Below are 14,435 nucleotides of genomic sequence, written 5' to 3'. Positions count from 1 at the left end.
AGGGGTGATCAACCTGTCCAACGCCGAGCGTATCAAAGCGCCTTTGATTATCGAAGCCGCGAACGGCCCTGTCACCGCGGGTGCCGACAAAATCCTGCGCGAAAAGGGCTGTGTGATTATCCCTGACATGTATGCCAACGCCGGTGGTGTGACCGTGTCTTACTTTGAGTGGGTCAAAAACCTGAGCCACATTCGTTTTGGCCGTATGCAACGCCGTCAGGAAGAAAGCCGTCACCAACTGGTGGTTGATCAGCTTGAAAACCTGTCTGCAAGCGTGGGCAATGCCTGGACGTTGGATGCGACCTTTAAGGAAAAGTACCTTAAGGGTGCGGGCGAGCTGGAATTGGTGCGCTCTGGTCTGGATGACACCATGCGGATTGCCTATCAGTCCATGCGCGACATCTGGCACGAGCGCGACGACGTGCAAGACCTGCGCATGGCGGCCTATCTGGTGTCTATCGGCAAAGTGGCTGCAAGTTACCGCGCCAAAGGCCTTTAAGCTCAGTGCCATATCACCACATCGGAGCGTCCATCGGGCGCTCCTTTTTTATTCCCCCTTGCGAAACGGTGCCGCGCTGGGCACTAACGGTGAAAGACCCGTAAAGGAGCGAGAAATGCGCAAGACACTGAGTTTCGTCCTGATGATGGCCGTAACCCCGCTGATGGCAGAGGACGCGGTAACGGAAAGCGCTGCGAAAATCTCTGTCGAGGATTGTCTCGCGATGGCCGAGATCTCGGATCTGATTGCGGGCTTGCGCCAAGAGGGTAAGTCCGAACGCCGCGCCACGCGCATTCTGACCAAAGGCCGTCGCGCCGTGGATGATCGCTATATCGCCGGTGTTCCGACGCTTGTGACCTATTTCTATTCCCTGCCGGAAGAGGCCGTTGTGCCGGGCGATGCAGGCGACATCTTTAAGGCCAGCTGTCTTCCAAAAGAGGATGACGCAGAAGCCAGCGAATAACAGCGCGCTGCTTCTGGACAATTATTCCCAGCCGTTCCTATATTAGAGCATGAGCCTGCCTCCCGGATTCATGGATGAATTGCGTAGTCGCACCAGCATCGTTCAGGTGGTGGGGCGCAAAGTCCAATGGGAAAGCCGCAAGTCCAATCCCGGCAAGGGTGACATGTGGGCGCCTTGCCCATTTCACCACGAAAAAACTGCATCTTTTCATGTAGATGATAAAAAGGGCTTCTACTATTGCTTCGGGTGTCACGCAAAAGGTGATGCGTTGAAGTTCGTGCAGGAAACCGAAAACGTGGGCTTTATGGAGGCGGTCAAAATCTTGGCGGACGAAGCGGGCATGCAAGTGCCGGATCGCGATCCAAGGGCCCAGGAAAAGGCCGACCGTCACAGCCAGCTTGTCGAGGTGATAGAGCAGGCGGTTCAATTTTATCGCATGGCGCTCAAGACGGGTGCGGCGAGCGAGGCGCGGGCCTATTTAGAGCGTCGCGGCATGTCGCAAGAGACGCAAGACCGGTTCGGGATCGGATATGCGCCCGAGGGCAATGCCGTGTTCAAACACCTAACCGGCAAGGGGATTGATCCCAAACTGGTGATCGATGCGGGGCTTGCCGCAGTGCCTGATGATGGACGCGCGCCCTATGATCGGTTTCGCAGCCGGATTATCTTTCCCATTCGCGACGCACGTGGGCGCTGTATTTCACTGGGGGGCAGGGCGCTTGATCCAAACGCCCGTGCGAAATACCTGAACGGACCGGAAACCGCGATCTTTGATAAGGGCCGAAGCCTTTACAACCACAAAGACGCGCGCGCGGCGGCGGGCAAAGGGCAGCCTTTGGTCGTGGCCGAGGGCTATATGGACGTCATTGCGCTGGCCGAGGCGGGGTTTGACTCGTCAGTTGCGCCTCTTGGCACAGCGATCACAGAAAATCAGCTGCAGTTGTTGTGGCGCATGTCACCGGAACCAATCGTTGCCCTAGATGGCGACAAGGCGGGTATCCGCGCAGCGATGCGCCTGATCGATCTGGCGCTGCCGATGCTTGAAGCCGGACAAAGCCTGCGGTTCGCGATTATGCCCGAAGGCCAAGACCCAGATGATGTGATCAAATCCGGCGGCGCAAAGGCGATGCAGACGATTTTGGATCACGCTAAGCCGATGGTGGACCTGCTTTGGCAGCGTGAAATCGACGGCAAGGTCTTTGACAGTCCTGAACGGAAGGCTGCTTTGGACAAGGCGCTGCGGGCCAAAATCAAGCTGATCAAAGACCCATCGATCCGCGCGCATTATGGCGAGGCGATCAAAGACCTGCGCTGGCAATTGTTCCGACCTCAGCGGACGCCAAAGGGCGGGTTCAAGCCGCGCGGCAAATGGGGCGCGCCCTCGGGTGCTCAGGCCTCGACGAAAGCCTCGCTGCTGGTGTCCGCTGATGAGGCGCGGCAACGCCATATGCGCGAGGCCGTGATCTTGGCTTCGATCGTTGCGACCCCGGCGGTGCTGGATGAATTTGAAGCGGGGCTTGAAAACCTGACCTGTGATGATCCGGACCACGGGTTCCTGCGAGATCTTCTGTTGCGTCAGGTGCATCGCGGTGTGGCCGACCTTAAATCGGTGGTCGAAGATTCAATGGGCCCTGAGGCCCTTGATTTCCTGATGGGCAATCCACATGTGCGTCTTGCGCCTCCTTTGCGGCGCAAAGGGGACGTAGAATGCGCGCGTCTGACGATCTCGGAAGAGTTGCGAAAACTGACATCTGAGGCCGGTCTGAGCGCGGAAATTGCCGAGGCTGAAGAAAACCTTACCGAGATTGCCGACGAAGCCGTCACATGGCGTCTGGGACAGGCCGCGCAAGAACGCGATCAAGCGGTGCGCAGTCTGCAGGAAGATTCGGCAGAGTACCTCGTGGGCGACAATGGCGCCCCGATAGACAAAGACGAGCGTGCCGCACTGGACGCGCTGATGGAGAAGATTAGCTTTACCAAACGCAAGTGATGATCACATCTTCACTCTTGGTAGGGATGAGATAAAGAAATCCGGGTTATCTGGGTGTGCGAATCATAGAATCGCGCTATTGATTCGTGAAACGAATCACCCGTGCCTCAGGTGTAGGAGCAGAACATGGCCGCCAAAGATACCGACGACCAAAAGACCGACAACGCAGACGCCGAGATTTCTCTGGATATGAGCCAGGCTGCGGTCAAGAAAATGATCGCTGAGGCGCGTGAACGCGGCTACATCACATATGATCAGCTAAACCAAGTTCTGCCGCCAGATCAGGTCAGCTCTGAACAGATCGAAGACGTTATGTCGATGCTGTCCGAAATGGGCATCAACATCATCGAAGATGACGAGGTCGAAGAAGAAGAACAGAAAACCACGGCGCTGGTTGATACCTCTTCCAACACCCGCGAAGTGGCGCTTGGCTCTGGTAATCAGGAAAAGCTCGACCGCACCGACGACCCTGTCCGCATGTATCTGCGCGAAATGGGGTCTGTGGAACTGTTGTCGCGCGAAGGCGAAATCGCGATTGCGAAACGCATCGAGGCCGGCCGCAACACTATGATCGCGGGGCTTTGTGAAAGCCCGCTGACCTTCCAAGCGATTACAATCTGGCGCGACGAACTTTTGTCCGAAGACATTCTGCTGCGCGACGTCATCGACCTTGAAGCCACTTTTGGCAATCAGATGGACGAGGACGGCGACGAAGAAGAGCCGGTTGTCGACACCTCAAAAGTCGCGACGCCTGAAAAGAAAGAACAGGCGCAAGAACTGGATGCCGATGGTAATCCGATTCAGAACGACGACGATGACGACGACGACGATCAGGCAAACATGTCGCTTGCGGCAATGGAAGCCGCGCTGAAGCCGCGGGTTCTGGAAACTCTGGATCGCATCGCGGATGACTATGCGATGTTGTCGGACATGCAAGATCTGCGGATCTCGGCCACGCTGAACGAGGATGACAGCTTTTCGTCCAAGGAAGAGGCGACCTATCAAAAGCTGCGCTCGGAAATCGTCGAGCTGGTGAACGAGCTGCATCTGCACAACAACCGTATCGAAGCGCTGATTGACCAGCTGTACGGCATCAACCGTCGTGTCATGTCGATTGACAGCTCGATGGTGAAACTGGCGGACCAGGCCCGTATCAACCGCAAAGAGTTCATCGAAGCTTATCGCGGCCGCGAGCTGGATCCAAACTGGATGGACGAAATGGCCGGCAAGCCGGGACGCGGCTGGCAGATGTTCATGGAACGCTCCACTGACAAGGTCGAAGAGCTGCGCGGCGACATGGCGCAAGTTGGCCAATACGTCGGCTTGGACATTCCGGAATTCCGCCGCATCGTTAATCAGGTTCAAAAGGGCGAAAAAGAAGCGCGCCAGGCCAAGAAAGAAATGGTCGAAGCGAACCTGCGTCTGGTTATCTCGATCGCCAAAAAATACACGAACCGCGGCCTGCAATTCCTTGATCTTATTCAGGAAGGTAACATCGGCCTGATGAAAGCGGTCGATAAGTTTGAATACCGCCGCGGCTATAAATTCTCGACCTATGCGACATGGTGGATTCGTCAGGCGATCACCCGCTCGATTGCCGATCAGGCGCGGACCATTCGTATTCCGGTGCACATGATCGAAACGATCAACAAACTGGTGCGGACAGGCCGTCAGATGCTGCACGAAATTGGTCGCGAGCCGACGCCAGAGGAATTGGCAGAAAAGCTGCAAATGCCTTTGGAGAAGGTGCGCAAGGTGATGAAAATCGCCAAAGAGCCGATCTCGCTGGAAACCCCAATTGGCGACGAAGAAGATTCACAGCTGGGCGATTTCATCGAGGACAAGAATGCCGTGCTGCCTTTGGACAGTGCCATTCAGGAAAACCTCAAGGAAACCACGACCCGCGTTCTGGCCTCGCTGACGCCGCGTGAAGAGCGCGTCTTGCGGATGCGCTTTGGCATCGGGATGAACACAGACCACACCCTCGAAGAAGTGGGCCAGCAGTTCAGCGTTACACGGGAACGGATCCGCCAGATCGAGGCCAAGGCCCTGCGGAAACTGAAACACCCAAGCCGGAGCAGGAAGCTGCGCAGCTTCTTGGACCAGTAACAGCGACACAAAGAAACGGCGGGGATCATTCCTCGCCTTTCTTTTTTGCGACTCGGCGACGCTATTTCATCCTGCGGCGCCTACGCGTTCAGCCCCATAAGCAATGCGTTTTCGCGATTTCGCAGCCTCGTGGTATACAGGAGGCGTAGTGAGTGAGGGAGCGTGCAATGGGCGTCATTAAGTGGGTTATTCGGATCGTTGTTCTTTTGATGGTCATCTTTGTCGGCGGCGCATTCTTGCTGCCCAAGGAAACCAATGTATCACGTACCGTTTTGATGAATGCGGCCCCCGAGGTCATCTTTCCCTATGTGTCGAACCTGCAAGCCACGCAATCCTGGTCACCCTGGCTGGACCGCGATCCCGACGTGCAGCTGTCCTTCAATGATGTCCCCGAAGGCGTTGGCGCTGCGATGAGCTGGCAGTCGGATCATCCGCAAGTTGGTTCCGGCAATATGATCGTGATCGAGGCCCAGAACGCGCGCCGCTTGGTGACGGCTCTGGATTTCGGCGAGATGGGAACTGCGACGGCGTTCTACGATCTTGTTCCGGTCGGAGAGGGCACCTCGGTGACATGGGGCTTCACCAGCGACAATGGCAACAATCCGATGTTTCGCTGGATGGGGCTGATGATGGATGGCTGGGTTGGTCCTGACTACGAAAAGGGACTGAACAACCTGAAAGCCTTGGTCGAAGGGGCCTAGGGCTCTGCTGGGAATCTGACCTGAGTTCCACTTGTCATTGCGGGCTCTGCAGGTCAGTGTCGCCGCATGATCCAAGAACTGACGATAAGCACCCATGGCGCGGGCCTTTATGACATAACCAATCAGGTGGCCAGAACCTGTGTCGGGGGCGGCGATGGTCTGCTGACCCTGATGATCCGCCACACCTCGGCAAGTTTGCTGATCCAAGAGAACGCAGATCCCGAAGTCCAAACGGATCTGCAGGCCTTCTTCCATCGACTTGTGCCGCCAACGACCGATCCCTCTATGTCTTATCTGACGCACACATATGAGGGGCCAGATGACATGCCTGCGCATATCAAGTCAGCGATGTTGCCGGTCAGCCTGTCAATTCCTGTGCAAAACGGGCGGATGATGCTGGGAACATGGCAGGGCATTTATGTGTTTGAGCATCGAAATGCCCCACATACCCGCCGGATTGCTGCACATTATGCAGGCTGATCGCCCATTATCTGGGGGGTGAATTTCCCCTCTACCCAAAGTGAAGTATAGCCCCTATAGTGCCTGTGGATAACTGGGGCATGGCCCCAAATCGAAAGACAGAGTAGAAGGTTGGGGGACCAAAATGCGCTGCCCATTTTGCGGAAATGTTGACACCCAGGTAAAAGATTCACGCCCGGCAGAGGATCACGTCTCGATCCGTCGGCGTCGCTTCTGTCCTGCCTGTGGGGGCCGGTTCACCACGTACGAACGTGTACAGCTGCGCGATCTGGTCGTGGTAAAGTCCAGCGGACGTCGCGAGGATTTTGACCGTGACAAGCTTGAACGCTCTATCCGCATCGCGTTGCAGAAACGTCCGATCGAGCCAGAGCGCATTGATCAGATGATTTCCGGCATTGTGCGACGTCTGGAAAGCATGGGCGAAACGGATATTCCGTCCAAAACCATTGGCGAAATCGTCATGGAGGCTCTGGCCCGCATCGACACCGTGGCCTATGTGCGCTTTGCCTCGGTTTACAAGAACTTCCAGGCGGCGGATGATTTCGACAAATTCGTCTCTGAGCTGCGACCAGACGTAAAGCCCGAAGATTGATCCAAGACGACAAACGTTACATGGCGCTCGCCCTGACTTTGGGGCGGCGCGGACAGGGACGGTGTTGGCCAAATCCGGCTGTGGGATGCGTTGTCGTAAAAGACGGGCGCATTGTGGGCCGTGGCGCAACTGCCCTCGGCGGACGCCCACATGCAGAGCCTCAGGCCTTGGCACAGGCAGGGGACGCTGCCGCGGGTTCCACCGTTTATGTCACGCTAGAGCCTTGTTCTCATTACGGAAAAACGCCACCCTGTGCCGAGGCTTTGATCAACGCACAGGTGGCGCGCGTGGTTGTTGCTGTTCAGGATTCTGACCCGCGCGTGTCGGGCCGGGGCCTCAAGATGTTGCAGGACGCTGGGATCGAGGTGACGGTTGGCGTGCTTGCAGAAGAGGCCGCGTGGGATCTGAAAGGCTTCTTTCTGAAGACCGAGGTTGGCCGCCCTTTTGTGACGCTGAAACTGGCCATGACGCTGGACGGGCGTATTGCGACGGCGACGGGGGAAAGCAAATGGATCACCGGGCCCAACGCGCGCCGACGCGTCCATGCGCAGCGCGCATCCCACGACGCGGTCTTGGTCGGTGGAGGCACAGCGCGGGCCGATGATCCGTCTTTGACTGTGCGGGACATGGGGATCAGCCATCAGCCGGTGCGTGTGGTCGCCAGCCGCAGGTTAGATCTGTCCATGGATAGTGTTCTTGCAAAAACGGCGCGGGATGTTCCGGTTTGGCTTTTGCATGGCCCCGACGCAGATCCCGAGCGGCGCGCGGCTTGGGCCGACGCGGGTGCAGTGCTGTTGCCCTGTGATCTGCACGGGGCACAGCTGTCACCAGAGGCGCTTTTGGCGGCCCTTGGCGGGCAGGGGCTGACTCGGGTCTATTGCGAAGGCGGTGGCTCGCTGGCGGCCTCACTGTTGCAGGCTGACCTTGTTGACCAATTGATCGTGTTTTCCGCAGGCGTTGCGCTTGGGGCCGAAGGGCATCCGGCGATTGGCGCGTTGGGTGTTCAAGCCATGGCCGAAGCACCTCGGCTTCAACTGGCGTCCCAAGAACGGATCGGTCAGGACATCATGAGCGTCTGGAGGCGCGCCTAGCGCCACCAGTGGTGATAGCTGGCAAAAACCCCCTGAAGTTTTGCCAAGATGCGCGTTACGGCCCCGGTTTTCGCCATATCGCCAGAGCGAAGGCTGTCGATTGCATGTTCCACCGAACACGGCGTGCCGGTTTTGGGATCGACATAGCGGGGATAGTCAATCAGGCAGGCGTGCACCAAGCCCGCAAGCGTTGGCCGTGCCGTGCGGCGTTCCGGAACCACGCCCAGATCTGTTGTCAGCCCCCAGCCCGCATAAAACGGCGCGCCATAGGTGGTGACCGGCACACGCCGCAACAGCGCTTCAAACCCCGTCAGAGAGGTCATTGTGTGAACCTCATCCACCTGAGAGAGCAGCGCAGAGATGTCACCCTCGCGCAGAACGCAATCCGCAATCCGGTCCGCCTCGGGCACCGCGCCGGTACGCAGGCCGGCAACCACATCCGGGTGTTCTTTATAGATCAGAACCGCGTCAGGATGCGCCTCACGCACAGCCCTCAGCAGGTCTTTGTTGGTGCGAATGTCTTTGGTGCCCAGAATTATCGAGGCATCATCCTCGACTTGGCCGGGTACCAGAATCCGGTGGCCTGCGGGCAAGTTAGGCAGTGCGCCACCCAGATTATATTTGCTGAGATTGGCGGATGTGATGGCAGAGATAATGCGTTCGGCGCGGTCTGTTTGGGACGGAGACATTTTGGCGCGCCGTGTGATCAGGCCTTCTAGGTCTGACGGGTGGTTTGGGTCAAAATAGATGCCTTGCTGATCCAGAACCAACGATAGAGGCGGCACCAGTTCTGCACCCAACCCGCGCGAGCGTAGAAAGCCGTCTTCGACACGCACGGTGCCTGCTTGATCTGAAGCCCCCCAGCGCATGTGGCGGCGATTGGTTCGAGTGGGGCCAAAGGACATGCGTTTGTTGCGGCCAAAGAAGTTCTGAAAATGCGCGCGTTTCCAGAGCCTTATGTTCGATCCCGTCCAACCTGCATGGTCCTCGCGCCAGGCGCGGGTCTTGGCCTCTAGGACTCCGATGACGCCTTCGATCTCGCACAGCTCGTCGCGCAACGGGCTGTACCATGTCGGGTAAAGGATCATCGCGGCTGCAAACAATTGGGCTTTGGTCAGCACCCTCTGGCGTCGCGCCGGAGCGTTTTGGTCGTTGGTCAGGCCCCATCCCGCATAGAAGGGCTGGCCGAACACGCGCGGCTTGTGACCTGCAAAGATCGCTTCAAACCCCATCTGGGACGACATGGTATAGACTCCGACCGCGCCCTCAAACAGCAGCCAAGGTGAGATCGGTTGATCCCAAAGGGTGACGCGCTCGTTGACGTCTTTTTGCCCGAAATAGCCTTCGCGGAAGCCTTGCTGTGTTTCGGGATGTGTTTTGATCAGCACTGGAACACCGGGATGCTCCTCTTGCGCCATCACCAGCATTTCCTGAAAATCTGCGTCCGAGGCACCAGAGGCCTTGACCGCCGCATCATCGCGGGTCTGATCAACTACCAGAACATATCCCGGATTGGGCGGGGGCAGGGATGTCTCAAAGCCGCTGTATTTCGTTAGATGCGCGTCCTTGAGGCGCTCTAAGGCGCCGCGCGCGCGGTTCAACAGAGCCGCATCATCAAGCGGATGCGTGGCCAGCAGGGTCTCTAGGTCGCTGGGCTTTCGCCCGTCAAAATGCACGCCGGTTTGATCAATCAGCAGCCCAAGAGGGGGCTCTCCTGCGCGTCCCGGATGCAGAGAGCGCAGAAACGCATCCTCAACTCTTACAATCGCAGCGCCTGTGCGAACTGCCATAGCTTCGCCACGGTGCGCTGTCGGACTTTGCCCCCAGACGCCAATCAGATCATTTTCGGTCGGCCGCCCGAGGGACACGGGATACCCCGCCAGCCGCATAATCCGGCGCAGACGTTTTTGCCAAAGAAAGCCGCCGCTAAAGACAAAAACACGCCGGGGATTTTGGGCCCCGGCGTGGTGATCTTCGTCAAATGGTGGCAGCACCCGTAGCCACCCAATGAGGTAAGGCCGCTGACTTGTGTAGCAGATCCGGTCAACGCAGAGATTGTCTTATCCCACTGTGTGAACGGCGCCTCGGTGACGTAGAGCGTGTCATCGTCACGGATCACAAAGTCGCGGGCATGGAACATGCCGTTTGGTTGCGTCAAATCAAGCACATAGACCAAACGCTGTGCGCCAATCAGATCTGTGCGTCCCATGACGGTATTGGCGATATCAGCAGGCTCGTTGCGGAACACAAAGACGCCGGTCGGATCGGCCGCGCGTGTCGACAGGCCGCCCACTTGCGCGATGGCTTCGATGGCCGAGATCGCCTGATTGTCAAAGGTCATGCGTGTCTGGGTTCCAGTGGCGCCCAGGGCGGTAAAGGCGCGGGTGTCGGCCTCGACCAGAATGCGGTCACCGGCGCGCAGCGCGATGTCCAGATGCGGGTTGTCATAAAGATCCTGGAACCAGATTTTTCCGGTTTCCTTGCCGCGTGTGACAGTCACCTGCGCCAGCTCGGGGCGGACGGTCACACCGCCTGCCTGTGCCAGCATCGCCGACAGGGTGCGCGTTGGGCGTTGGATCGGATAGACGCCCTGGCCTGCGATCGCACCCACGATAGAGACCGTCGAGCCATCACCGGCAACGCGGCGGACTTCGACCTGAGGATCGGGCGTCTGGTCTTCGAGTTTGGTGCGGATGATCCGGCGTACCGCTTCGGGCGTGTTGCCCGCGGCGCGGATACGGCCTGCATAGGGCACAAAGATATGGCCCGAGCCGTCCACCTGAACCTGTTCAAGTACGGCGGCAACCTGACCTTCAGGGCCAAGCAACGGCTTGTCCACGTTTTCCCAGATCGTCAGTGACAATGTGTCACCGGGGCTGATGATGTCAGACCCCAGAACGCCCGCGTTCTTAAATTTATCTGAGAAGCCCAGTGCCATGTCGACCGCCGTCGCGCGGGTCACGCGGTCGTTGACGGACACGACAAATGCATCGCCGTCTTGCTGGATGGAACCGGCAAAGATCTCGCGTTTGTTTGGGCCAGAGCGGGGCAATCCGCATGACGTTACAACGGCCAACGCCGCCACCACGGCGACATACTTCGCCCAACGGGAGGAATGGGTTTTCACTGCTCGGTCTCCTCGACCTATGTTTTTCTGCCTCAATTATTAACGCTAAATTACCAGATTACTGGGATAAAATCCAGCGCTAGACTTTGTGTCTGTTAGCTGATCGCACGCAACTGTTGCCTCGGCGCGGCGCGTCCGGACTGCAAAGCTGCGTATGGATCTTCCTCTGCGAGCATCATGTCAACGACCTGCCGCAGAAGTTGTTGGCGCCCGCGATGAGAATAGAATCCCCCGGCGATCTGGCTGGTTTCCAACAGGAAGCGCCGATAGTCGCGATAGGCGGTCATGTCGGGGCGCGTCGCTCCTGCAAAAAAGTTCAGCAGGCTGAGGTTGCTGATAAACTCGGGCTGGTCATAGACGGCCTTGCCGAAAATCTTGACCGGAATGCCGCGCCACAAAGCCTGTTGGCCGGCTGTCGAATTCACGGTGACCACGCTGCGTGTTTCGTTCAGCAATTTGGCCAGTTTGCCGCCGCGCACGAAATGCACGCGATCGGCCACGCCGTACTTGCGGGCATAGTCCATGGCAAGGCTACGTACTTTGACGCGCCCGTCCTCAAGAGGGTGGGCCTTAAAGACCAGATGATGATGCTGCGGCGCGCCTTTTGCAAAATTCTCGACCACCAGCTCCATGAATTCGCCCATCGTGGAGAACGGCGAATGGGCCTGAAAGCTTGTGTCATGCTCAAGTTGCAGTAAGCACAGGTGATAGGGAAAGCCGCCATGACGGATGCGCCAGGTTGCAATGCGACGCTGGATTGCATGGCGAGGCATCTTCAGCAGCCGCAGGCAATGCAGGGCAAATTCCTGCCGAACATTCAGGCTGCGATGCGGCTGAAACGCCGGATACTTGCGGTTCGCGAACATGACGAACCAATGATACAGCGCGCCATAAAAGACATGTTCGCGCATGTCGCCCCAATGGGCAGGGGGCATAGGCGACTCCATATCGGCGCCAGCCAGAGCCTGTTGCATCTGCGGGATCGTAATGTCCATCAAACGCGAATTGCCATTGGATCCGTCACGCTCGTACGTGACCCAGAAGGGGCGTATATAACCCTCTTCAAAGATGTGAACCGTCAGGCCGCGCGCTTTGGCCAAACGGATCGCATCCGCATGAACGCCGCGCGTGTCGCCATAAAGAACGACATCGCTGATGGATTTCTCGTCAATGATCCGCGCAAATTCGGCGGGCCAGTCCAACAGATCTTTTTGAAACGGGATATAGCTTTCGCGATCTTTCCAGAACGCCTGATCGCCTGCGTTAAAGCCAACGCGCCAGACTTCGGCACCGGATTTCCTGACCATATCCGCAAGCATGCGGAAAAAGGGCCCATGCGGTCCCTGTAGAAAAAGAAAGCTGCGATCTTTGCTGCTCGGCTGCATATCTGCGCTCGTGTTGTTTACCTGACTTTATAGCACTTGTTTTTCAGGGAGGTTAACGGTTTTTCGTGGCCAAACTAAGGCATCTTGTGTCCCAAGTCCCAGTTGGGTAGGTCTGAGGCCAGTTCACTGGGCGAGAGAGACGATGTTCACAGGCATAATCACCGATATCGGACACATTCTAGAACTTGAAAAACGCGGCGACCTGCGCGCGCGGATCGGCACGTCTTATGACACGTCCACCATCGATCTGGGCGCGTCGATTGCCAGCGATGGTGTCTGCCTGACCGTGATCGCGCTGGGGGATGACTGGTACGACGTGGAAATTTCGGCAGAAACCGTCGAGAAAACCAACATCGGTCAGAATTTCTGGAGCATCGGCAAGCGCGTCAACCTGGAGCGCGCCCTCAAGGTGGGCGATGAGTTAGGTGGCCACATTGTATCCGGTCACGTGGATGGCGTGGCCGAGGTCATCGCCGTTGAGGACGAGGGCGACAGCACACGCGTCACCTTGCGCGCGCCCGAGGCTTTGGCGAAATACATCGCACCCAAAGGGTCGGTTGCACTGAACGGCACCTCGCTGACAGTCAATGAGGTTGACGGGTGCGACTTTGGAATCAACTTCATTCCGCACACCAAAGAGGTCACGACCTGGGGTGATGTAGAGGTAGGCCACAAAATCAATTTGGAAATTGATACGCTTGCGCGCTACGTCGCGCGCCTTCTGGACATGTCGTAAGTCATTGTGCAGTTTCAGGATATTTAGGGGGTCGCCAAGGGGCGGCCCTTTTTCATGAAACGGCAATGTGAAATTGTTACACTGGATATTCGGTCCTAATCAGGATATTTCCGAGCAAGGTTATACAGAAAGGCATACCCATGGCGTTTGAGAGCCCCGGACCCGTCGAACAATCGCTACGGGATGCAATCAGCCCGATCGAAGAGATCATCGAAGAGGCGCGTTTGGGGCGTATGTTCGTCTTGGTTGACCACGAGGATCGCGAGAACGAGGGCGATCTGGTGATCCCCGCTGGATTTGCCACGGCCGAGGCGGTGAACTTTATGGCGACCCACGGGCGCGGCCTGATTTGTCTGACGCTGCCCAGCGAGCGGATCGACCAATTGGGTCTGCCGATGATGGCAATGCACAATTCCTCACGCCACGAGACCGCCTTTACCGTCTCGATCGAGGCACGCGAAGGCGTGTCGACCGGGATCTCTGCTGCCGACCGTGCACTGACGGTGGCAACGGCCATCAACGAACAATGCGGGCCTGCCGATATCGCAACGCCCGGCCATGTCTTTCCCTTGCGCGCCAGAAAGGGCGGCGTTTTGGTGCGGGCAGGGCACACCGAAGCGGGATGCGACATCAGCCGACTGGCGGGGCATTATCCGGCCTCTGTAATCTGTGAGATCATGCGCGAAGACGGCACAATGGCCCGCCTGCCGGATCTGGTCGAATTCTCTGCCAAACACGGGTTGAAAATCGGCACCATCAGCGACCTGATCGCCTATCGGTCCCGCAATGACAATTTGGTTGAGCTGACCGACCGTCGCGTCGTTGATTCCGAATTCGGCGGCGCGTGGGACATGCATATTTTCACCGATCAGACTCACGGTGTTGAGCATGTGGCCCTTGTGAAAGGCGATATCACCACAGACGAGCCGGTGCTGGTTCGTACCCATGCGTTGAAGGTTGAAAAAGACATGCTGGGTCTTGGCGCTAAGCGTGCCGATGAAATGCGCTCTGCGATGGAGGCGGTGGACCGCGAGGGGCGGGGCGTTGTCTGCCTGTTCCGGTCGCCCAAAAACCGCCTGTTTGTTGAGGACGAGGACGGCCCACGTACCGTCAAACAGATCGGCATTGGCGCGCAGATCCTGTCAAAGCTTGGCTTGAACAAGCTGGTTTTGCTGACAAATTCACCGCAGGCTGTCTATCTAGGACTTGAGGCCTATGGCCTTGAGATCACCGACACCCGCCCGATCGAAGTGGAGTAAATC

12 protein-coding genes and 1 pseudogene are annotated in these 14,435 nt (G+C 57.7%); 10 read left to right on the top strand and 3 right to left on the bottom strand.

Annotated features, from left to right (window positions below; genetic code table 11):
* The 8 genes and pseudogenes from ACEQWH_RS08510 to ribD form a co-directional block, all read left to right on the top strand.
* Window positions 1-499 (top strand): annotated as a pseudogene (locus ACEQWH_RS08510) (glutamate dehydrogenase); the annotation flags it as partial.
* Window positions 500-614: 115 nt separating this feature from the next.
* Window positions 615-962, top strand: coding sequence for a hypothetical protein (locus ACEQWH_RS08505; RefSeq protein ID WP_370229743.1), 348 nt, complete (start codon window positions 615-617; stop codon window positions 960-962).
* Between the two features lie 49 nt (window positions 963-1,011).
* Window positions 1,012-2,952 (top strand): DNA primase, encoded by a 1,941-nt coding sequence (dnaG, locus tag ACEQWH_RS08500; RefSeq protein ID WP_370229740.1) that lies wholly within the window; start codon window positions 1,012-1,014, stop codon window positions 2,950-2,952.
* 126 nt (window positions 2,953-3,078) lie between these two features.
* Window positions 3,079-5,061 carry an RNA polymerase sigma factor RpoD gene (rpoD, locus tag ACEQWH_RS08495; protein ID WP_370229738.1) on the top strand — a complete coding sequence of 661 codons (1,983 nt, stop codon included), beginning with the start codon at window positions 3,079-3,081 and terminating at the stop codon, window positions 5,059-5,061.
* A 167-nt stretch (window positions 5,062-5,228) separates the two neighbouring features.
* Window positions 5,229-5,762: an SRPBCC family protein gene (locus tag ACEQWH_RS08490; protein ID WP_370229735.1), complete on the top strand. Its 534-nt coding sequence runs from the start codon at window positions 5,229-5,231 to the stop codon at window positions 5,760-5,762.
* A gap of 66 nt (window positions 5,763-5,828) precedes the next feature.
* On the top strand, window positions 5,829-6,242 hold the full coding sequence (locus ACEQWH_RS08485) for a secondary thiamine-phosphate synthase enzyme YjbQ (RefSeq protein WP_370229732.1): 414 nt from the start codon (window positions 5,829-5,831) through the stop codon (window positions 6,240-6,242).
* Window positions 6,243-6,366: 124 nt separating this feature from the next.
* Window positions 6,367-6,834: a transcriptional regulator NrdR gene (gene nrdR / locus ACEQWH_RS08480; protein WP_370229729.1), complete on the top strand. Its 468-nt coding sequence runs from the start codon at window positions 6,367-6,369 to the stop codon at window positions 6,832-6,834.
* Window positions 6,834-7,925 carry a bifunctional diaminohydroxyphosphoribosylaminopyrimidine deaminase/5-amino-6-(5-phosphoribosylamino)uracil reductase RibD gene (ribD, locus tag ACEQWH_RS08475; RefSeq protein WP_370229746.1) on the top strand — a complete coding sequence of 364 codons (1,092 nt, stop codon included), beginning with the start codon at window positions 6,834-6,836 and terminating at the stop codon, window positions 7,923-7,925. Before nrdR ends, ribD begins: the two co-directional genes overlap by 1 nt.
* On the opposite strand, the gene ACEQWH_RS08470 is transcribed toward ribD, so the two are convergent.
* From ACEQWH_RS08470 to ACEQWH_RS08460, 3 genes are all read right to left on the bottom strand, one after another.
* Complete coding sequence (locus tag ACEQWH_RS08470; RefSeq protein ID WP_370229727.1) at window positions 7,922-9,814, bottom strand: capsular polysaccharide biosynthesis protein; 1,893 nt, start codon at window positions 9,812-9,814, stop codon at window positions 7,922-7,924. The genes ribD and ACEQWH_RS08470 overlap by 4 nt on opposite strands.
* Window positions 9,760-11,052: a polysaccharide biosynthesis/export family protein gene (locus ACEQWH_RS08465; protein ID WP_370229724.1), complete on the bottom strand. Its 1,293-nt coding sequence runs from the start codon at window positions 11,050-11,052 to the stop codon at window positions 9,760-9,762. The genes ACEQWH_RS08470 and ACEQWH_RS08465 overlap by 55 nt, the downstream gene beginning before the upstream one ends.
* A 95-nt stretch (window positions 11,053-11,147) precedes the next feature.
* Window positions 11,148-12,437 carry a capsule biosynthesis protein gene (locus ACEQWH_RS08460; protein ID WP_370229722.1) on the bottom strand — a complete coding sequence of 430 codons (1,290 nt, stop codon included), beginning with the start codon at window positions 12,435-12,437 and terminating at the stop codon, window positions 11,148-11,150.
* 142 nt (window positions 12,438-12,579) lie between these two features.
* Between ACEQWH_RS08460 and ACEQWH_RS08455 the strand changes: the two genes are divergently transcribed.
* The gene (locus ACEQWH_RS08455) at window positions 12,580-13,173 is read left to right on the top strand and encodes a riboflavin synthase (protein WP_370229721.1); all 594 of its coding nucleotides are present in this window, start codon (window positions 12,580-12,582) and stop codon (window positions 13,171-13,173) included.
* 140 nt (window positions 13,174-13,313) lie between these two features.
* Window positions 13,314-14,432 carry a 3,4-dihydroxy-2-butanone-4-phosphate synthase gene (ribB, locus tag ACEQWH_RS08450; protein WP_370229718.1) on the top strand — a complete coding sequence of 373 codons (1,119 nt, stop codon included), beginning with the start codon at window positions 13,314-13,316 and terminating at the stop codon, window positions 14,430-14,432.
* The last annotated feature ends 3 nt before the right edge of the window (window positions 14,433-14,435 follow it).

The sequence above is a fragment of the Cognatishimia sp. genome, assembly GCF_964229375.1.
In the GTDB taxonomy this organism is placed as follows: domain Bacteria; phylum Pseudomonadota; class Alphaproteobacteria; order Rhodobacterales; family Rhodobacteraceae; genus Cognatishimia.
The sequence above is the reverse complement of the archived record's forward strand: the minus strand, read 5'-3'. Positions and strand labels throughout refer to the sequence as shown.

Bases quoted from the DNA above. Each gene is read 5' to 3' on its own strand.
- ACEQWH_RS08505 (WP_370229743.1), top strand. From the start codon at position 615: ATGCGCAAGACACTGAGTTTCGTCCTGATGATGGCCGTAACCCCGCTG.
- dnaG (WP_370229740.1), top strand. From the start codon at position 1,012: ATGAGCCTGCCTCCCGGATTCATGGATGAATTGCGTAGTCGCACCAGC.
- rpoD (WP_370229738.1), top strand. From the start codon at position 3,079: ATGGCCGCCAAAGATACCGACGACCAAAAGACCGACAACGCAGACGCC.
- ACEQWH_RS08490 (WP_370229735.1), top strand. From the start codon at position 5,229: ATGGGCGTCATTAAGTGGGTTATTCGGATCGTTGTTCTTTTGATGGTC.
- ACEQWH_RS08485 (WP_370229732.1), top strand. From the start codon at position 5,829: ATGATCCAAGAACTGACGATAAGCACCCATGGCGCGGGCCTTTATGAC.
- nrdR (WP_370229729.1), top strand. From the start codon at position 6,367: ATGCGCTGCCCATTTTGCGGAAATGTTGACACCCAGGTAAAAGATTCA.
- ACEQWH_RS08470 (WP_370229727.1), bottom strand. From the start codon at position 9,814: ATGCGGCTGGCGGGGTATCCCGTGTCCCTCGGGCGGCCGACCGAAAAT.
- ACEQWH_RS08460 (WP_370229722.1), bottom strand. From the start codon at position 12,437: ATGCAGCCGAGCAGCAAAGATCGCAGCTTTCTTTTTCTACAGGGACCG.
- ACEQWH_RS08455 (WP_370229721.1), top strand. From the start codon at position 12,580: ATGTTCACAGGCATAATCACCGATATCGGACACATTCTAGAACTTGAA.
- ribB (WP_370229718.1), top strand. From the start codon at position 13,314: ATGGCGTTTGAGAGCCCCGGACCCGTCGAACAATCGCTACGGGATGCA.